Annotated in this window: 18 protein-coding genes; 11 read left to right on the forward strand and 7 right to left on the reverse strand. The window is 58.3% G+C overall.

Translation table 11 applies throughout. The features are described 5' to 3' along the window. Positions 1-309 precede the first annotated feature (309 nt). Together SPH27_RS09050 and SPH27_RS09055 are read left to right on the forward strand one after the other, a co-directional pair. Complete coding sequence (locus SPH27_RS09050) at positions 310-1,050, forward strand: SDR family oxidoreductase (RefSeq protein WP_182072801.1); 741 nt, start codon at positions 310-312, stop codon at positions 1,048-1,050. 33 nt (positions 1,051-1,083) lie between these two features. Next, complete coding sequence (locus tag SPH27_RS09055; protein WP_167819105.1) at positions 1,084-2,778, forward strand: thiamine pyrophosphate-binding protein; 1,695 nt, start codon at positions 1,084-1,086, stop codon at positions 2,776-2,778. Between the two features lie 33 nt (positions 2,779-2,811). Here the strand turns inward: SPH27_RS09055 and SPH27_RS09060 are convergent, their stop codons facing one another. Next, positions 2,812-3,510 (reverse strand): GNAT family N-acetyltransferase, encoded by a 699-nt coding sequence (locus tag SPH27_RS09060; RefSeq protein ID WP_048976652.1) that lies wholly within the window; start codon positions 3,508-3,510, stop codon positions 2,812-2,814. Positions 3,511-3,711: 201 nt separating this feature from the next. Between SPH27_RS09060 and SPH27_RS09065 the strand changes: the two genes are divergently transcribed. From SPH27_RS09065 to SPH27_RS09085, 5 genes are all read left to right on the forward strand, one after another. Next, positions 3,712-5,280, forward strand: coding sequence for an ABC transporter substrate-binding protein (locus SPH27_RS09065; protein ID WP_182072805.1), 1,569 nt, complete (start codon positions 3,712-3,714; stop codon positions 5,278-5,280). 101 nt (positions 5,281-5,381) lie between these two features. Beyond that, the gene (locus SPH27_RS09070; RefSeq protein WP_182072807.1) at positions 5,382-6,395 is read left to right on the forward strand and encodes an ABC transporter permease; all 1,014 of its coding nucleotides are present in this window, start codon (positions 5,382-5,384) and stop codon (positions 6,393-6,395) included. Beyond that, entirely contained in the window at positions 6,395-7,228 is an 834-nt protein-coding gene (locus tag SPH27_RS09075; RefSeq protein WP_207168004.1) for an ABC transporter permease, read from the forward strand. The genes SPH27_RS09070 and SPH27_RS09075 overlap by 1 nt, the downstream gene beginning before the upstream one ends. Beyond that, the gene (locus tag SPH27_RS09080; protein ID WP_182072811.1) at positions 7,221-8,057 is read left to right on the forward strand and encodes an ABC transporter ATP-binding protein; all 837 of its coding nucleotides are present in this window, start codon (positions 7,221-7,223) and stop codon (positions 8,055-8,057) included. The genes SPH27_RS09075 and SPH27_RS09080 overlap by 8 nt, the downstream gene beginning before the upstream one ends. Beyond that, complete coding sequence (locus SPH27_RS09085; RefSeq protein WP_033144872.1) at positions 8,044-8,748, forward strand: ABC transporter ATP-binding protein; 705 nt, start codon at positions 8,044-8,046, stop codon at positions 8,746-8,748. The genes SPH27_RS09080 and SPH27_RS09085 overlap by 14 nt, the downstream gene beginning before the upstream one ends. A 69-nt stretch (positions 8,749-8,817) precedes the next feature. Here SPH27_RS09085 and SPH27_RS09090 read toward each other — a convergent pair whose 3' ends face one another. From SPH27_RS09090 to budA, 4 genes are all read right to left on the reverse strand, one after another. Continuing rightward, a complete protein-coding gene (locus SPH27_RS09090; protein ID WP_023310683.1) occupies positions 8,818-9,291 on the reverse strand; it encodes a cold-shock protein in 474 nt (157 codons plus the stop codon). 256 nt (positions 9,292-9,547) lie between these two features. After that, entirely contained in the window at positions 9,548-10,318 is a 771-nt protein-coding gene (locus SPH27_RS09095) for a (S)-acetoin forming diacetyl reductase (RefSeq protein ID WP_182072813.1), read from the reverse strand. A 20-nt stretch (positions 10,319-10,338) separates the two neighbouring features. After that, complete coding sequence (alsS, locus tag SPH27_RS09100) at positions 10,339-12,018, reverse strand: acetolactate synthase AlsS (protein ID WP_033144871.1); 1,680 nt, start codon at positions 12,016-12,018, stop codon at positions 10,339-10,341. A gap of 13 nt (positions 12,019-12,031) precedes the next feature. Beyond that, positions 12,032-12,811 (reverse strand): acetolactate decarboxylase, encoded by a 780-nt coding sequence (gene budA, locus SPH27_RS09105; RefSeq protein ID WP_058841238.1) that lies wholly within the window; start codon positions 12,809-12,811, stop codon positions 12,032-12,034. A gap of 105 nt (positions 12,812-12,916) precedes the next feature. Here budA and SPH27_RS09110 point away from each other — a divergent pair, with 105 nt between their 5' ends. Continuing rightward, on the forward strand, positions 12,917-13,798 hold the full coding sequence (locus tag SPH27_RS09110) for a LysR family transcriptional regulator (protein ID WP_038417608.1): 882 nt from the start codon (positions 12,917-12,919) through the stop codon (positions 13,796-13,798). Between the two features lie 249 nt (positions 13,799-14,047). Then, complete coding sequence (locus SPH27_RS09115) at positions 14,048-14,314, forward strand: hypothetical protein (RefSeq protein WP_071993574.1); 267 nt, start codon at positions 14,048-14,050, stop codon at positions 14,312-14,314. Between the two features lie 81 nt (positions 14,315-14,395). Here the strand turns inward: SPH27_RS09115 and gstA are convergent, their stop codons facing one another. Beyond that, on the reverse strand, positions 14,396-15,001 hold the full coding sequence (gstA, locus tag SPH27_RS09120) for a glutathione transferase GstA (protein ID WP_182072815.1): 606 nt from the start codon (positions 14,999-15,001) through the stop codon (positions 14,396-14,398). 109 nt (positions 15,002-15,110) lie between these two features. Here gstA and SPH27_RS09125 point away from each other — a divergent pair, with 109 nt between their 5' ends. Continuing rightward, positions 15,111-15,995, forward strand: coding sequence for a LysR family transcriptional regulator (locus tag SPH27_RS09125; protein ID WP_182072817.1), 885 nt, complete (start codon positions 15,111-15,113; stop codon positions 15,993-15,995). 291 nt (positions 15,996-16,286) lie between these two features. Continuing rightward, positions 16,287-16,742 (forward strand): hypothetical protein, encoded by a 456-nt coding sequence (locus SPH27_RS09130; RefSeq protein ID WP_064673607.1) that lies wholly within the window; start codon positions 16,287-16,289, stop codon positions 16,740-16,742. A gap of 170 nt (positions 16,743-16,912) precedes the next feature. Here SPH27_RS09130 and SPH27_RS09135 read toward each other — a convergent pair whose 3' ends face one another. Further along, the gene (locus SPH27_RS09135) at positions 16,913-17,485 is read right to left on the reverse strand and encodes a flavin reductase family protein (protein WP_032410512.1); all 573 of its coding nucleotides are present in this window, start codon (positions 17,483-17,485) and stop codon (positions 16,913-16,915) included. Positions 17,486-17,571: the final 86 nt, after the last annotated feature.

Genomic DNA, 17,571 nt, shown 5'->3' on the forward strand with positions numbered 1-17,571 from the left:
GGGCCGCGAGCATCTTAATCTGCCTTCTACGGATTTACGCCCGAACGATAAGAAAAGAGAGATTTTTCAATACTCAATCCTGTACATAATATTGGCTGTTAGATATAAGAATTAAATATTAGCACCGCAATGAATTTTATTATTTGAAACTTTATTGACACTCTCCCTGCAACTCCATTAAGTTTAAATCGAATGCTATTTAATTCGATATATACAATATATTTTTAAAAAGGGTTAAAGAATTCGTCATCATTCTTTAATCCTTCTCTGCATTTTATTTTTTGAATCACACAACAGTGAGATAAGATCATGAATAATAGTGCAAACAAAGTTGTTGTTATCACCGGTGCCAGCAGCGGTATTGGTGAGGCCATTGCCCTTCATCTGGCAAATAAACCGTTTTCACTGGTGCTGGTTGCCCGTCGTCTGGAGAGAATTAACGCCCTGGTGGATCGCATTATTCAGCAGGGCGGCCGGGCGATTGCCGTGAAGGCGGACGTGACCCGACAGGAGGAGGTTCAGCGCGCGATTGACGCTGCCGTTGCCGCATACCAGCGCGTCGACGTGCTGATCAACAACGCGGGCTTTATGGCGATAGCCCCCCTCAGCGAGCTGAAAACCGACGAGTGGGACCGGATGATCGATACCAATATCAAAGGCGTGCTGTACGGTATCGCAGCGGCATTTCCGGTATTCCAGCGTCAGGGGAGCGGACACTTTATTAACGTGGCCTCCGTGGCGGGTATCAAGATTCTTGCCCCCGGCGGCGTGGTGTACAGCGCCACGAAATTCGCCGTCCGCGCCCTGAGTGAAGGCTTACGTCAGGAAGCGGGGAAAACCCTTCGGACGACCCTTATTTCCCCCGGCGCCGTTGAAAGCGAGCTGCAGTTTGGCAGCTCAGATGCCCCGAGCAAACAGTTCCTGCATGAATTTTATAAGCAGGCTATTCCGGCAGAGTCGATTGCCAGAGCCGTATTATTTGCTATCGAACAGCCTGGCGACGTTGATGTAAATGAAATAATAGTCCGTCCTACGCAGGAAGAATTTTAGCATGAGTTAAATAACGCTGAATGAGGTGTCATTATGATTAAATCATTAACATCCCTGTCAGACTTAAATATGCGATCGGGTGCCGATATTCTCCTTGAAGTGCTGGAGAGTGAAGGTGTGGAATATATTTTTGGCAACCCCGGCACCACCGAACTTCCGCTCATTGATGCCCTTCTTCGCCATGAAAATATTCACTATATTCTGGCACTCCAGGAGAGCAGCGTGGTCGCCATTGCCGACGGCTACGCGAAAGCCTCCGGCAAGACCGGTTTTATCAATTTGCATACCGCCAGCGGTCTCGGACACGGGATGGGGAATCTCATTAACTCGCGGATCATGAAAACGCCGCTGGTTGTCACCGTCGGGCAACAGGATACCCGCCACTACGTGCGCGACCCGCTCCTGTATGATGACATAGTCTCCATTGGGTCGCCGGTGGTGAAATGGGCGCAGGAGGTCACCAGCGCCGACCAGCTACCGGTTCTTGTGCGCCGGGCCTTTCATGCCGCCAGCTACCCTCCCGCGGGTCCGGTGCTGCTATCCCTGCCAATGAACGTGATGGAAGAGCTCAGCGACGCCGGGATACAAACGGCCTCTAAAGTGAACTACCACACCGTAGCGGGCTCGCTGGACGAGCTGGCGCAGGCGCTAAGCGAAGTCACCCCCGGCAGGATCATGATTGTGGCGGGGGATGAAGTTCACTCCAGCGGCTCGACGCAGGAGATTGTCCAGCTTGCTGAAGCCCTGGGTGCCCACGTCTACGGCTCCTCCTGGCCGCTGAATTTACCCTTCCCCACGCAGCACGCGCTCTGGCGAGGCAATATGCCCACCACCGCAAAGGAAATCGCCAGCGTCGTTAACGCCTACGATGCGGTGTTTATCATCGGCGGCAGAAGCCTGATTACCATTTTGTATAGCGAGGGCGAGGCCATTCCGGAAACCTGCGCGGTGTATCAGCTCTCGGCGGATATGAACGAGCTGGGACGCACCTACGCCACCCGTCTCTCGGTGATGGGGGATATAAAACTCTCCCTGAAGGAACTGTTGCCGAAGCTTGAGCAACGCCGGGTGGCAAGCAAATTGACGCATCAGCGGCTGCTCAAAGCGGCACGCGCTGAACGTGAAAAAGAGTGGCAACTGCAGGAAGAACGTCTTGCAGCCGAGCGGCTGCGCCCGGCGATTTCGCCGATGGTCGCGGCCTACGAGGTGATAAAGTCCGTTCCGCCGGGCACCACGATTGTCGACGAAGCGATTGCAACGGCCAGACACGTTCGCCGGTTTATCTCCGACCAGCAGCACCCGCGCTACTACTTTATGCGCGGCGGCGGTCTGGGCTGGGGAATGCCTGCAGCAGTAGGTCACTCGCTGGGGCTGGGGCGCGAGCCGGTTGTGTGTCTGGTTGGCGACGGCGCCTCCCTGTACTCGCCGCAGGCGCTCTGGACGGCGGCGCACGAAAATCTGCCCGTCACCTTTATCGTGATGAATAACCTGGAGTACAACATCCTGAAAAACTTCATGAAAGGACAGCCGGGCTACAGTTCGACAAAGCTGGGGCGTTTTATCGGGATGGATCTGATTAACCCGCGAATTGATTTCCAGTCGCTGGGCACCGCGATGGGTATCCGCTGCTGCCGGGTGACCCAGGCCGCGGATATCGCCACGGCGGTGACGCAGGGGCTACAGTCCGGAAAAACCAATTTGATTGAAATTGCCATTTCCGCAGATTGATCGACCGTTTCAGATGTACCCTACATAAAACACTTATAACCGAAACGCCTCAAGCCGCTTAATCTGCCGCCCTTCCCCGTCAAAATTCTCCGCCGCCAGCCAGGCGCGCAGTTCGGCATCGCGCTGCGGCCACTCGCCGTCAATAATAGAAAGCATATCGCTGTCGCGGTTGCGCCCTTTGCGCACCAGCTTCTGGCGCAGGCGTCCTTCCCAGACAAACCCCAGCCGCTCCGCCGCATTTCGTGACGCAACGTTCATGGAATCGCACTTCCACTCGACGCGCCGGTAGCCGTGCTCAAACGCATTTTTCAGCAGCAGCCACACCGTTTCGGTGCCCATCCGGGTTCCTTTCATCCTGCGCGACCAGGTCACGTGCCCGATCTCCACCGACCCCAGCAGCCGCTCGTCAGCCATATAGCTCACCAGCCCCACCGCGCGTTCGGTGCGTAAATCAATGACGGCAAACGGCACCAGCTCATCGTCCATCACCTTACCCACGATCCAGTGCGCGGTGGCTTCCACGCTCGCTGGCTGCGTGCTGGCAAGCCACGTCCAGTCGCTGTCGTCGCCCAGCGCATAGGCCTCGTAGAGATCGGCCGCGTGGCGATCGGCATCCAGCGGCTCCAGGCGGCAATACTGGCCGAACAGCGGCGTGCGGGTTAATACGCGCGCGCCTCTCCAGTCGGGAACGATATCGTTAACGGTTTGACCATGTTGATTGATTTCGGGCACGGCGGTGACTCCCTGAAAGGTAAGGAGTTTGTTATAGCAGGTTAAAAAGCGGGCGAAAAGCAGCGTATTTTAATAGCCCGAACGCATGCGATATTCCCGAAAGGCATAAGCAAAGCTGAATTTCGACTTTGCGTAATGTCAGAGTCGCCCTAACGTAGCGGAGCATAAAACAATCACAATATATTCTTCTCAGGGATCGCTATGACGAAAAAACTGTTGCCGTTACTGGTGCTGGCTGCGCTCTCAGGCGCTGTCCACGCCGCTACTCCGCCCACCACGCTGGTTGTTGCCCAGGGGCTGGATGACATCGTGAGCCTCGACCCGGCCGAAGCCAACGAGCTTTCCAGCATCCAGACCGTGCCGAGCCTGTATCAGCGTCTGGTACAGCCGGACCGCGATAACCCGGAAAAAATCACCCCGATTCTGGCAGACAGCTGGGAAGCGGACGCGGCAGCCAAAACCCTGACGATTAAGCTCAAGCCCGATGCCAGATTCGCCTCCGGCAACCCGCTGCGCCCGGAAGACGTGATTTTCTCTTACACCCGCGCCGTGACGCTGAACAAATCCCCGGCCTTTATCCTCAACGTGCTGGGCTGGGACGCGAGCAACATCGCCAGCCAGCTGAAAAAGGTGGACGACCATACCCTCCAGCTTCACTGGACGGCGGACGTTAGCCCGTCGGTGGCGCTGAATATTCTCTCCACGCCGATTGCCTCCATCGTGGATGAAAAGCAGGTCGCGGCAAACGTGAAGGATAACGACTTCGGCAACGCCTGGCTGAAAATGCACTCGGCGGGCAGCGGCGCGTTCAAAATGCGCGTCTATCAGCCGCATCAGGCTATCGTGCTGGAAGCTAACGAATCAGCGCCCGGCGGCGCGCCGAAGCTCAAAAGCATCATCATTAAAAACGTCCCCGATCCGGCCTCACGCCGCCTGCTGATCCAGCAGGGTGATGCGGATGTGGCGCGCGATCTCGGTGCAGATCAGATAAGCGCCCTGGACGGCAAGCCGGGCGTGAAGGTGCTGAGCATTCCGTCCGCCGAGCAAAATTACCTGGTGTTTAACACCGGCAACAGCGCCAACCCGCTGCTGAACAACCCGGCGTTCTGGGAAGCCTCGCGCTGGCTGGTCGATTATGAAGGCATCACCAAAAATCTGCTGAAAGGCCAGTACTTTGTTCATCAGAGCTTCCTGCCGGTCGGCCTGCCGGGCGCGCTGGAAGACAACCCGTTTAAATTTGACCCGGCAAAAGCGAAAGCCATTCTCGCCAAAGCGGGCATTAAAGACGCGCACTTCACGCTGGACGTGGAGAACAAGCCGCCGTTTATCACCATCGCCCAGTCGATGCAGGCGAGCTTTGCCCAGGGTGGCGTGAAGGTCGATCTGCTGCCTGCCGCCGGGAGCCAGGTCTATGCCCGCGTGCGCGCAAAGCAGCATCAGGCGGCGATTCGTCTGTGGATCCCGGACTACTTCGACGCGCACTCAAACGCCAGCGCCTTCGCGTGGAACGACGGCAATTCCAGCACCGTGGCCGGGCTTAACGGCTGGAAAATTCCCGAGCTGAACAAAGCCACGCTGGCGGCGGTAGCCGAGCCGGATCCGGCGAAGCGTCTTGATCTCTACAAAAAGATGCAGGGACAGCTGCAGCAGAATTCGCCGTACGTGTTCGTCGATCAGGGGAAAACCCAGATCGTGGTGCGCGATAACGTGAAGGGGTATCAGCAGGGGCTGAACGCGGATATGGTCTGGTACGATCGCGTCACGAAGTAGCCCTTCTCCCTCTCCCGTGGGAGAGGGGGTCGTCCGTGCATATTTTCAGTTTTTGTAGGCCGGGTAAGGCGAAGCCGCCACCCGGCATGAAGAGATTTCCAATGCCACATCTTTCCACCCGCGTGCTCCAGGGTCTGCTGACCCTGCTGCTCACGCTCTTCGGGCTGCTGCTCGTCACGTTTGCGCTGTCGGCGTTTTCACCTGTCGATCGCGTGCTGCAGATCGTCGGCGATCGCGCCAGCCAGTCAACCTACGATCAGGTTCGCCACCAGCTTGGGCTGGATCGGTCTCTGCCCGTGCAGTTCTGGCACTACCTGCAAAACCTTGCCCACGGGGATTTAGGCACCGCCAGCGCCACCGGGCAGCCGGTGCTGCAGGATCTGCTGCACGCGTTTCCCGCCACGCTGGAGCTGGCGACTTTGGCGTTAATCATCGGCGCCGTGCTCGGCGTGATTGCCGGGGTGCTGTGCGCCCGCTACGCCGGTTCGCCGCTCGATTTAGCCATCAGAACGCTCACCCTGCTCGGCAACTCGGTACCGATTTTCTGGCTCGGCCTGCTAATGCTGGCCCTGTTCTACGCGAAGCTGCAGTGGAGCGCGGGTCCCGGCAGGCTGGATGATATCTGGCAGTTCACCGTCGAGCCGCGTACCGGCTTTGCGCTGGTAGATACCTGGCTTTCCGGCGACCGCGAGGCGTTCCGCAACGCCCTCAGCCACCTGGTGCTGCCGGTGCTGCTGCTGGCCTATTACTCGCTGGCGAGCATCACGCGCCTGACGCGCTCCGCCTGCCTGAGCGAAATGAACAAAGAGTACATCCTGCTTGCCCGCGCCAAGGGCGCCGGGGAGATGACCATTCTGCTGCGCCACGTGCTGCCGAACATTCGCGGTACCCTGCTGACGGTGATCGCCCTCGCCTACACCAGCATGCTGGAAGGCTCGGTACTGACTGAAACCGTCTTCTCCTGGCCGGGGATCGGGCGCTACCTCACCACCGCCCTGTTCGCCGGAGACACCACCGCCGTCATGGGCGGCACGCTGCTGATTGGCGTCTGCTTTGTACTGATCAATAACCTTACCGACCTGCTCGTGCGGGCGACCGACCCCAGGGTGCGCTGATGCCGTTTTATCTTTTCTTACGCCGCCTGCGCCGCTTCCCCGCCGCGTTTTGCGGGCTGGCTGCCATCGCGCTGCTGGTGGTTATCGCCCTGTTCGCGCCGTGGCTCGCGCCGCTTGACCCGAACTGGCAGGACGCCGCCGCGCGCCTGCAGGCACCGAACAGCCAGCACTGGCTGGGCACCGACAGCTACGGGCGCGACCTGCTTTCGCGCCTGATTTACGGCACCCGTCCGGCGCTCGGGCTGGTGGCGTTAGTCACCGTAATCACCCTGCCCGCCGGGCTGCTGGTGGGGATTTTGTCCGGCTACTACGGCGGCTGGCTGGAGCGCATCCTGATGCGTTTTACCGACGTGGTGATGTCGATGCCGCGCCTGATCCTCGCCTTCGCGTTTGTGGCGATGCTTGGCCCGGGGCTGGTCAACGGCGCGCTGGCGCTGGCCTTAACCACATGGCCCGCCTACGCGCGTCAGGCGCGGAGTGAAATTCAGCGTCTGCGCCACAGCGATTATCTGGCCGCCGCCGAGATGATGGGCATTCGCGGCCCGCGCCTGCTGGTCGGCCATATTCTGCCCCTGTGCCTGCCGTCCGCGATTGTGCGGCTGGCGCTGGATCTGGCGGGCATTATTCTGGCGGCCGCCGGTCTGGGCTTCCTCGGCCTTGGCGCGCGTCCGCCGATGGCCGAATGGGGCGCGATGATCGCCGACGGTATGCAGGTCATTTTCGACCAGTGGTGGATTGCCGCCATTCCGGGAGGGGCGATTCTGTTTGCCAGCCTCGCCTTTAACCTCCTGGGCGACGGCCTGCGCGACGTACTGGAGCCACAGCATGACTGAACAACGCGTCATCGTCGATGCGCTGAACATCGACTATCCCGCCGCGCGCGTGGTCAACAACCTCAGCTTCACGCTGGGCAACGAGCGGCTGGCGCTGGTGGGGGAATCCGGCTCGGGCAAATCAATGTCCGCCCGCGCCCTGATGGGGCTGGTGCGTAAGCCCGGCATCGTGAGCGCGAACCGGCTTAACGTGCTCGGCAACGACCTGCTGACCCTGAGCACCCGCCGCTGGCAGGCGCTGCGCGGCAACGGGATTGCGATGGTCCTGCAGGACCCGCGCTACGCGCTGAATCCGGCGAAAAACGTCGCCGCTCAGCTCGATGAAGCGCTGACCCTGCACCAGCGCCTGCCCCGCGCCGAGCGCCTGGCGCGCATTCACGACATCATCCGCGCCGTCGGGCTCAACGAACACGTCCTCCAGCGCTACCCCGGCGAGCTCTCCGGGGGCATGGGCCAGCGGGTGATGATCGCCATTGCGCTGATCAACAACCCGCAGGTGCTGATTGCCGACGAACCCACCTCCGCGCTGGACGCCCGCCTGCGCAACCAGATCCTCGAACTGCTGGTGCAGCAGAGCGAAGAGCGCCAGATGGCGATGCTGTTAATCAGCCACGATCTGCCGCTGGTGGCGGAGCACTGCGACCGCGTGCTGGTGATGTATCAGGGCGAGAAGGTCGATGAGATGGCGGCAAGCCGACTTCCGCAGGCGACGCACCCTTATACGCGAACCCTGTGGACCTGCCGACCCAATGCGCAAACGTTCGGCCAGATGCTGCCGACGCTGGACCGCACGCAGCCGTGGAAGGAGGCCGATAATGGCGCTCGTTGAGGTTAAGGATCTCCAGGTGAGATTCGGGGAGAAAACGGCGGTGTCCGCCGCCAGCTTTGCCATTGAAAAAGGCGAAACCTTCAGCCTGATCGGCGAATCCGGCTGCGGGAAATCAACTATTCTGCGCGTGCTGGCGGGATTGCAGCGCGAGTGGAACGGGCGCATTTCGATCCTGGGAGACGCGCTACGGCCAGGACGGCGTTTTGAAGGCGAGCTTCGCCGCAACGTGCAGATGGTGTTTCAGGATCCGTGGGCGTCGCTGCACCCGAACCACACCGTTGCGCGCACCCTGTCGGAGCCGTTAAACATCCACGGCGAAACGCGGATTGCCGAAAAGGTAGCGGATGCGCTGCTGCAGGTGGGGCTTTCCGCCGACGCGGGCAGGCGTTATCCGCACCAGCTTTCCGGCGGCCAGCGTCAGCGCGTGGCCATTGCCCGCGCGCTGCTGCTGCGCCCGCAGCTTCTGCTGCTGGACGAGCCGACTTCGGCGCTGGATATGTCGGTGCAGGCGGAAATTCTGAACCTGCTCAACCGCCTGAAAGCCGAGCACGGCATGACCTACCTGCTGGTGAGCCACGATGCGGACGTGATTGCCCATATGTCCGACCGGGCGGCATTTATGGCGCACGGGGAGATCCAGAGGATGTTTGACCGTGAGGCGATGTTGCGGGGCGAGCACAGGATGGGGTAAACCGCGTGGCGGCGAGCGCCGCGCGGGTTTTCCAGGCCGGGTAAGGCGTAGCCGCCACCCGGCAAAACCTTACTTCAGCAGCTTCACCGTGGCGTCGATGTCGATCTCATCTTCGGTGAAGATCAGCGTCGTATTCTGGAAGGTGGTGATCGCCAGCTTCTTCACCGTGCGCATTTCGCCCGGCTTTTTCTCGGATTTAGGCTTGATGCTGTTCATCAGCAGCCCAACCGACAGCACCGCGTTCTCTTTGTCGATTTTGGTATCAGCCGGCTCTTCTTCGTTAAACACCACGAAGGATTTGATGGAGGAGAGCTTCACGCGCTCGCCGGCAATAAAGAGATGTTTGCTTTCGGGGATCACCTTCACCGCGTAGGCGGAAAGGCCTTTGTTGTTGGTGGTTGGCTCAAAGGTCACCGCGGCATCTTTCTTAATCAGATCGGGGTTCGCGACCTTAATCACATGAAAATAGCGGTTGTCGCCGTTTTCATCTTTGATAAATCCAAAGCCTTTATCTTTAAACCACGTTGTGATTGTACCGTTCATCGCTGTTACCGCCTGTCAGATCGTAATGACTAAAGTTTTGCAGCGCGCAGTGTAATGCACAATGACGGAGGAGACAAAAAAAAGCCCCTGCACGGGTGCAGGGGAAAACTCATGTCAGAGCTTTTACCCTAAATAATTCGAGTTGCATGAAGGCGGCGACGCAGCGAATCCCCGGGAGCGTACATCAGTACGTGACTGGGGTGAGCGAGGAAAGCCAACGCACAGGCAACTTGAAGTATGACGGGTATATTAGTATTTAGTTGAACACCATCCCTCCATCGATTAAGAGCGACTGGCCGGTCATGTAGTCGGAATCCGGGCCTGCCAGGTATGAGACGCAGGCGGCGACATCTTCCGGCTCGGACAGGCGGCCAAGCGTAATGCGTTTGGCAAAGGTTTCAGTCCCGTAGCCGAGCGGTTTACCCGCCGCCTCGGAGACCTGACGGTCGATCTCCGCCCACATCGGCGTTTTGACGATGCCAGGACAGTAGGCGTTAACGGTGATCCCCAGCGGCGCGAGATCCCGTGCCGCGGTCTGGGTTAAGCCGCGCACCGCGAACTTGCTGGAACTGTAGACCGCCAGTTCCGGGTTGCCGGTGTGTCCCGCCTGGGAGCAGGCGTTGATGATCTTGCCGCCGTGTCCCTCTTTGCGGAAGGCGTCAATCGCGGCCTGGATCCCCCAGATCACCCCTTTCACGTTGATGTTGTAGACCTTGTCGACAATGTCCGGCGTGATGGATTCGATAGGGGTAGACGGCGCAATCCCGGCGTTATTCACGATCGCGTTAAAGCCGCCCAGCGCGGTGCGCGCTTTCTCCACCGCCGCAAATACCTGTTCGCGGTCAGAGACATCGACCTTCACGGCGACGGCGTTACCGCCGTTACGGATAATTTCATCGGCGACGGCTCTTGCCGTCTCAACGTTATAGTCGGCGATGGCGACGGCAAAGCCATCTTTCACCAGGCGAAGCGCGATCGCTTTACCAATCCCCTGGCCTGAGCCTGTTACGAGAGCAACTTTTTGCATTTCTCTGTCCTTATATTGAGTCACAAAATCTGGCTGAGATGGAGCTGACCCATCAGCAGCGGGTTATCGCTGTAGTCGACGGGAATGGCCACCACGGCCGGGCCATCCACATCCATCGCCGCACGCAGCGTCGGCTCAAGCGCCTCGGCGCTCTCCACGGCAAAGCCTTTCGCGCCGAAGGCGTCGGCATACGCTTTGAAATCGACCGGGCCGAACTCCACGCCGGAAAGCCGCTGGTATTTTTTCTCTTCCTGAATCGCCACCATGTTGTAGGCGTTATCCACCCAGATGATGTGCAGCACGTTGGCGTTGAGGCGCACCGCGGTTTCCAGCTCCATGCTCGACTGCAGGAAGCCGCCGTCACCGGAGACTGAAACCACCTTGCGGCCCGGGTTCACCAGCCACGCGCCAATCGCCCACGGCAGGGCAACGCCCATGGTCTGCTGACCGTTGGAGATCATCACCTGACGCGCCCGGAAGCTGTAGAGGTAGCGGGCGATCCAGATGTGGAAGCTGCCCATGTCGACGGTGAGCGTCACGTCGTTGTTCACAATGTCCTGCATGGCGCGCACGATGCGCAGCGGGTGCAGGGCAAACTGGTTGAGCGAGGCGCCGCGGCGGTCGAGCAGATCGCGCTGATGCTGGCGATCGACCAGAATTTCGGAGGCCCGCTGGCTCAGCTCGAGCTTACGGTCGATCCGGTTAGCAAGCAGGTTCAGCGTTTCGGCGATATCCCCCACCAGCTCCAGATCCGGCACGTAGTTACGCTCTTCATAGGCGGGCAGCACGTCGATGTGTACCAGCGTCGCGTCGCCGCTGTTCCACATGGACGGCTCGTACTCCACCGGACTGTAACCGATGCAGATAATCAGGTCCGCCAGATGCAGCAGCCGGTCACCCGCCTGGTTATTGAACAGGCCGACGCGGCCGGCAAAGCGGGTGAAGTGCTCCTGGTTTACCGCCCCGGCGGCCTGATAGGTGCTGGTGACCGGAATGCGGCTTTTCTCCAGCAGCTTGCGCAGCGCGGCGCTGTTCGCGGGCTGGCTGGCCATCAGGCCGAGTAAGATAACCGGGTTTTTGGCGTTTTCGATAAGCTTCGCCACGTCGTTAATCGCTGACTCCGGTGCCGGGCCCATCAGCGCCGGGCCGCTGGCGGGTAAAATCGCCCCCGTGGCGGGCTGGTCGACAATATCCTGCGGCAGGCTGACGAACGCGCCCCCCGGCCTGCCGTGCTCGGCGGCGCGAAACGCGTTCGATACCACCTCGGCAATCGCGTCTGGCGAACTGACCTCCACGGCGTATTTAGTGACAGGGCTGAACATGGCGACGGTGTCCATGCTCTGGTGCACCAGCTTGGCTTTATCCGCCCGCTTCACCGCCCCGCCCAGCGCTACTACCGGGTCGCCTTCGCTGTTGGCGGTGGCGATGCCGGTGATCAGGTTAGAACAGCCCGGCCCGGAGGTGACCAGCGCCACCCCGGCCTTGCCGGTCAGCCGCCCGACCGCCGCCGCCATAAACGCCGCGTTGGCCTCGTGGCGTACCGGGATGATCTCGATGGAGGAGTCCAGCAGGGAGTCAAAGACCTTGTCGATTTTCGCACCCGGGATCCCGAACACCTGCTTCACGCCCTGCGCTTCCAGCTGGCCGACAACCATATCGGCGCCGTGCGCCCACTGACGTGACTGTTTCTCACTGTTCACGGTAGTTCTCCTGTTAGTTTTCGACGGAACGGATCGCTGCATCAAGATTGCTGGGGTGAAGGTTGGCCTGTAAGAACGCGCTGTCGGCGGGCAGGTCAATCATCAGCTTGTGGATTTCACCGAAGGTGAGCACGCCGCTCTCCAGCTGATAGTCGAGCAGATGGCCCCCGCCCTGACGGTCGTCGGTGATGAAATGCTCGTGATAGCCGGCCACGTTGATGCCCTGCATGTGCTGCGGCGTGCGGAATCCGACCAGCACCCCTTCGCGCTGGTTAAAGCGGAACACCGGCTGGTCGTCCAGCACGTCGGTCATCGCGCGGTACGGCGGCTTCTGGCGCGGTACGGTGCGGGTGTGGGCGTGGCGGAAGTTGCCGTCGATGCGTAGCGCGCAGAACAGGTTGTCGGAGGGGATCTGCTGGTCGATGACGTCGTGGATCTGCTGACGGCTGACCGGCGCATCGAAGGTTTTGCGGTACTGCGGCTGGAACCAGGTCATCACCGCGAACGGCGTTTTCTGTTCTGGCTTCGCGGCCCGGGCGCTGCCGTCGGCGCGCAGCTGGTACACCTGGCTGCTGAAGGCAATCATTTCACCGTCCAGCTCGTTGAAGGTGCCTAAACCAAAATCACCGTGTGCCAGCAGATCGGCGATGGTGGTCTCTCCTTCGTACACGCCGCTTAGCAGGGCGCTCATTAGCGATGTCTGATAGATCACGCTGTCAGGATGCCGGGCGGAGAACCCCCGCAGGGTCTCGCACAGGCTGGCCTCACAGTCGCAGGCAGATGAATGCATCATCGTGCTCGTCCTCTTCAACTTTATTTAGAAAGGTTAAATAAATGTTGACCCGATTCAGCAGAGAGTTCCAATATAGAAACCATGCTGGTTTGAGACGTTTTAGATATGGAACTTCGTTATCTGCGGTATTTTGTCGCGGTTGCACGCGAGCGACACTTCACCAGGGCGGCCGAAGCGCTGGGTATTTCACAGCCTCCTCTGAGTCAGCAGATCAAACGGCTCGAAGAGGAAGTAGGCACGCCGCTGTTCAGACGCCTGACGCGGGGCGTGGAGCTGACCGAGGCGGGAGAAGCCTTCTACGAGGACGCTTGCAAAATTCTGGCGCTGAGCGATGCCGCGCTGGAAAAAGCCCGCGGCATCGCGCGCGGGCTGAACGGCAACCTGTCGATTGGCATCACCAGCTCCGACGCTTTTCATCCCAAAATTTTCGCGCTGATTCGCCAGTTTCAGGTGCAGAACATGGCGGTGCAGGTTCACCAGGTAGAAGCCAATATGTCGTCGCTGACGACGATGCTGGCGGAGGGTGAGCTGGATATTGCCTTCGTGCGTCTGCCGTGCGAGAGCAGCAAGGCGTTCGAGTTAAAAATCCTCGACCGGGAGCCGATGGTGGTGGCGCTGCATCGCGATCATCCGCTGGCGGCGTGCGATTCGCTGGCGTTAGAGCAGCTTCGGGATACGCCGGTGGTACTGTTCCCACAGGAGGTCGCGCCGGGGCTGTACGAACGGGTTCACGGCTGCTGCGAGCGGGCCGGGATTGACGTGCAGCACGCGCTGCAGTCGTCGCAGCTTTCCTCCTCCCTGAGCATGGTCTCCGCGGGCGGCGGGTTCGCGCTTGTACCCAAATCCATGGCGGCCATTTCACCGCCGAATGTCACCTATCACGCGCTGAGCTCGCCGGAGCTTTATACCGATATCGCGCTCTGCTGGCGGCGCTTTGAACGCTCGCGAACGGTGAAGCGGTTTTTGATGATGATGAGCGAGGGGTAGCGGCAGTACAGGGGGTTTGGTTTTTTGTAGGCCGGGTAAAGCGCAGCCGCCACCCGGCAATGCCAGCCTCTGTCGGTTCCTGGAACGGTAAAGGTCATGTTGATGCACGCTTCGGTACTACGTTTTCCTGGTAATTGTCTGCCGCAAACCATCTGTTACTCTGGCTGCACTCAAGGGATGACAAGGAAGAGAGGTGCTGAATCCAGGCTGGCAAGATGCCTTGAAATACCCTGAACAATGGAGGTTTTGATGACTACACGAGTTATTGCATTTTTGCTCCTACTGGGCGCATTTGCTGTAAATGCTGCCGATGGCGGTAATGGTGGGGATGGCGGAAACGGTTCTGATGGAGGAAACGGTTCGGATGGCACCGTCTCAGCTCCGGGCCGTGCGGGTTGTCCGGGCGGAACAGAGCCGGACGCGTCGGGAAAATTTTATCTTCCAGGAACAAAACAGCAGTGCAATCCGGGGAAGCAGGATGCCGTGAAAAGCGCCAGGCAATCAGATGCAGAGTGACAGTAAGCTAACGCATCCTGGCTCCACATCCTCACTTGCCTCCTGCTTCAGGCATTAATATATGCGGCGGAATACGCAGACCTAGACTTTCGCCTCCGCACGTAATGCGGCCTGCACCGCGGGTCGGGCACTGATTTTATCCCTGTACGCCAGTAGCGCGGGCCAGTCGTTGAGTTCAATTGAGAAGAACGTGCACCATCCCAGCACGGTGAAAAGATAGGCATCCGCCACGCTGAAAGATGCTCCCGTCAGATAAGCGCTTGCGGAGAGCGTTTCCTGAAGAAAATCGAACCGCCTGAACAGCTTCTCACGAAAAATAGATTTGGCCTCTTCGGGCAGCACGCGGTTGAAAAGAGGTGCCGATCCCGCGTGTATTTCGCTGGTGATAAAGTTTAGCCATTCCTGAAGCCGCACCCGCTCCCAGCCGTCTGCTCGCGGTGCCAGCCCACTTTCTGGCTTGAGGTCTGCCAGGTACTGCAAAATGGCTGGCCCCTCGGTCAGGATTTTCCCGTCATCCAGCTCAAGCGCAGCGACATAACCTTTGGGGTTGATGGTCAGGAAGTCGCGCCCGTCAGCGGTAATCTTGCTCCTGTTGTCCACTTTAACCAGTTCAAACTCAATCGCCAGTTCGCGAAGCACGATATGGGGTGAGAGTGAACAGGTGTCCGGGGCGTAATAGAGTTTCATAATCTCTCCGTTAAAGCGGTTGTGTGATTTACATACACTGTGCTTAAAGCCATTCTCACTGTAAAATTAATGATTCATAAAATAGCTATTAGCTGAGCTACTGATATCCATGATGAATCTTTTACACTGGCGCTTGCTGGTTGCAGTGGCCGATGCCAGTAATATTTCCCGTGCCGCTGAAGAGGTCGGTATGACGCAGTCGGGCGCCAGCCAGGCGATCGCTCAGTTAGAGGCCTCATTAGGATTTGCGGTATTCACGCGAGAGCGACGCCACATCGGCGTGACTGCCCTGGGCGAGCGGGTTGTCAAAGAAGCAAGGAGTATGCTGGCGCGGCTGGATGCCATCCGTGCACTGGCGGATGAGAGCCGGGGGCTGAGCGGCGGGCGCATTCGTCTTGCCAGTTTTCCTTCGGTGACATCCACGTTTTTGCCCGGACTGCTGCGGGATTTTAAGCGCCTGCATCCTGAAATCGAGGTGGTCGTACTGGAAGGTACGGACCAGGAGGTCGAAGAGTGGCTGGCGGCAGATACGGTTGATGTGGGCGTGGTCATGAACCCTGTTCCCGGGCGTGCTGAAGCGATCTTAGGGCAGGATGCATGGGTCGCGGTGCTGCCAGCCAGCCACCGTCAGGCTCGTTATGCACGTACGCGCGGCATCACCCTTGAGGAACTGGCAGACCAGCCCTTCGTGCTCGCAACGGGCGGTTGTGCCGTCAATGGAAAAAGCCTGATGGAACAGGCTGGCTTGCAGCTGTCTGACGTGCGGGTGACCGTCCGCGACTGGATCAGCGCCTGCCTGCTGGTACGCGAAGGCATGGGCGTCGCGCTTATACCTGAATCCGCCCTGCCGGGTGAATTACGCGGCTTGTGCGTCGTGCCCGTGACGCCTTCGCTGTACCGGGAGTTTGGGCTGGTTTGTTCGCAGGCTGGCAAATCCTCCCGCGCGACGCAGGCGTTATTAGAAGGATTGCTCAAAATGAAAAGGTCTGCGTGAAGGAGTAACCGTGGTTCAAACCGTGCCCGGCGGCACTGCGCTTGCGCGGGCCTACGGTTCGTGTCGCGGGTTGGTTGACGGTTTTGCCGGCCGGGTAAGGCGTAGCCGCCTCCCGGCAATGCCCTTCTGGAAGCCGCCTCGCAAACTTTCAAGAAACCTTATGTAATTCAGGGTGATCCCTTTCCTTCCCTTTTTCGCCGCCGTAAAGTGCCTGCGTTACGGTACATCCGTAACCGGGCGTAGGAACCCGTTAGCATAACATGACGTTTTTTTGGACAAAGAGGATGCTAAATGGCGACTACCCCTGGATTTTCTTACGCGCTTTCTGAGGAAAGCGCAGTTCATCACCTCATCAACACTTCAATTTCCGATTCTGCGGATCTCTTCGAACTGGCCGATGCCTGCACTGCGTATGTCAGCGTGCTGGTGGAAACTGACGACGCGGTGACATTTGCCACGCTCTGTAAGAGATTGCTGGTTGCGCTTAAGCGACTGCGGGAGTGCTGTGACTCGGAACTTCCGCCGTACCTGGTTGAACAGTTGATTGCGGGTGAAAAGATAACCTCGTGTGTACCGGACTGCTGGCAGGAGACGACGCTGCAGGTGGATTATGCCGTAGCGTTAACGCTGGCGGTGATGGGCGGGACACTGCCTGCGAGCGTGGCGAAAGAACTCACCGGGCTGCTGCATGATATGGTTTGGTTGCTGGCGGAATTTGTAAAGGAGCCTTATATTTCGGCACATTGAGGTGGGTGATAGGTGGCCGGAATCCTGCTGGATAGAAGCAGGATTTCGACCTTACGCTAACGTTGAATGTCTGTTAAGAGCGAAAAGCGGACATCTTAAGTAGGTTGTTTTTTTATGCTACTACCTCTATGTAGCAATGTTATATGGCTACATTTATACAGAAGTAAGGATTAGTCTTTTCCCGGGCCATAATTGAATTTTGTACCTTTACCAATGGCGTAAAACTGTCCGCCAGCTACGTAATGGACAGTACGTAATTCATCTGGCGCATCATCAAAAATCCAGTGCCCATTTCTGAAAACGCGGTCATCACTCCATGCTCCGACAATTTCCCCCATGAACAAGTTGTGCTGCTTTTCATTTTCTTCATTGGGTATGACCTTACATACTAACCAGCCAGCGCAACCTTCAACTAAAGGCAGATCAAACTCTTTTTGATAAAATAGTGGAATTTTACTGTTTTTATCGGGTGTGTCGGAATAACTGTGGCCTCCAGCATATAAGACCATATCCATCTGATTTACTACTGGGATCTGTACAACGTAATATCCGCTTTTTTCTACAAGCCCGCGAGTAAATGCCTGTGGACCTATAAAAGCCATCACTTTGTTATTGCCTACTAATCCCACCCAGGCCGCTGCCATGACATTTTCAATGCCATCATTTTTAGCCGATATCATCGTCGTTGGCCCGATCTGTAATAGCCGATAGGCTTTGTTTAACTCTACTGGTTGAATTGACATAATTTACTCTTTTGAGTTCTGATAAAAAGTAAGACAGGTTACTTATTTTATTGTTCGATTATATGACTGGAATAGTTGCAAATTAA

The sequence above is a fragment of the Enterobacter sp. A103 genome, assembly GCF_034427535.1.
Classification (GTDB): domain Bacteria; phylum Pseudomonadota; class Gammaproteobacteria; order Enterobacterales; family Enterobacteriaceae; genus Enterobacter; species Enterobacter asburiae_B.

Excerpts from the sequence above, each read along its gene's own strand:
- SPH27_RS09050 (WP_182072801.1), top strand. The coding sequence starts at position 310 with ATGAATAATAGTGCAAACAAAGTTGTTGTTATCACCGGTGCCAGCAGC.
- SPH27_RS09055 (WP_167819105.1), top strand. The coding sequence starts at position 1,084 with ATGATTAAATCATTAACATCCCTGTCAGACTTAAATATGCGATCGGGT.
- SPH27_RS09065 (WP_182072805.1), top strand. The coding sequence starts at position 3,712 with ATGACGAAAAAACTGTTGCCGTTACTGGTGCTGGCTGCGCTCTCAGGC.
- SPH27_RS09070 (WP_182072807.1), top strand. The coding sequence starts at position 5,382 with ATGCCACATCTTTCCACCCGCGTGCTCCAGGGTCTGCTGACCCTGCTG.
- SPH27_RS09075 (WP_207168004.1), top strand. The coding sequence starts at position 6,395 with ATGCCGTTTTATCTTTTCTTACGCCGCCTGCGCCGCTTCCCCGCCGCG.
- SPH27_RS09080 (WP_182072811.1), top strand. The coding sequence starts at position 7,221 with ATGACTGAACAACGCGTCATCGTCGATGCGCTGAACATCGACTATCCC.
- SPH27_RS09085 (WP_033144872.1), top strand. The coding sequence starts at position 8,044 with ATGGCGCTCGTTGAGGTTAAGGATCTCCAGGTGAGATTCGGGGAGAAA.
- SPH27_RS09090 (WP_023310683.1), bottom strand. The coding sequence starts at position 9,291 with ATGAACGGTACAATCACAACGTGGTTTAAAGATAAAGGCTTTGGATTT.
- SPH27_RS09095 (WP_182072813.1), bottom strand. The coding sequence starts at position 10,318 with ATGCAAAAAGTTGCTCTCGTAACAGGCTCAGGCCAGGGGATTGGTAAA.
- budA (WP_058841238.1), bottom strand. The coding sequence starts at position 12,811 with ATGATGCATTCATCTGCCTGCGACTGTGAGGCCAGCCTGTGCGAGACC.
- SPH27_RS09110 (WP_038417608.1), top strand. The coding sequence starts at position 12,917 with ATGGAACTTCGTTATCTGCGGTATTTTGTCGCGGTTGCACGCGAGCGA.
- SPH27_RS09115 (WP_071993574.1), top strand. The coding sequence starts at position 14,048 with ATGACTACACGAGTTATTGCATTTTTGCTCCTACTGGGCGCATTTGCT.
- gstA (WP_182072815.1), bottom strand. The coding sequence starts at position 15,001 with ATGAAACTCTATTACGCCCCGGACACCTGTTCACTCTCACCCCATATC.
- SPH27_RS09125 (WP_182072817.1), top strand. The coding sequence starts at position 15,111 with ATGATGAATCTTTTACACTGGCGCTTGCTGGTTGCAGTGGCCGATGCC.
- SPH27_RS09130 (WP_064673607.1), top strand. The coding sequence starts at position 16,287 with ATGGCGACTACCCCTGGATTTTCTTACGCGCTTTCTGAGGAAAGCGCA.
- SPH27_RS09135 (WP_032410512.1), bottom strand. The coding sequence starts at position 17,485 with ATGTCAATTCAACCAGTAGAGTTAAACAAAGCCTATCGGCTATTACAG.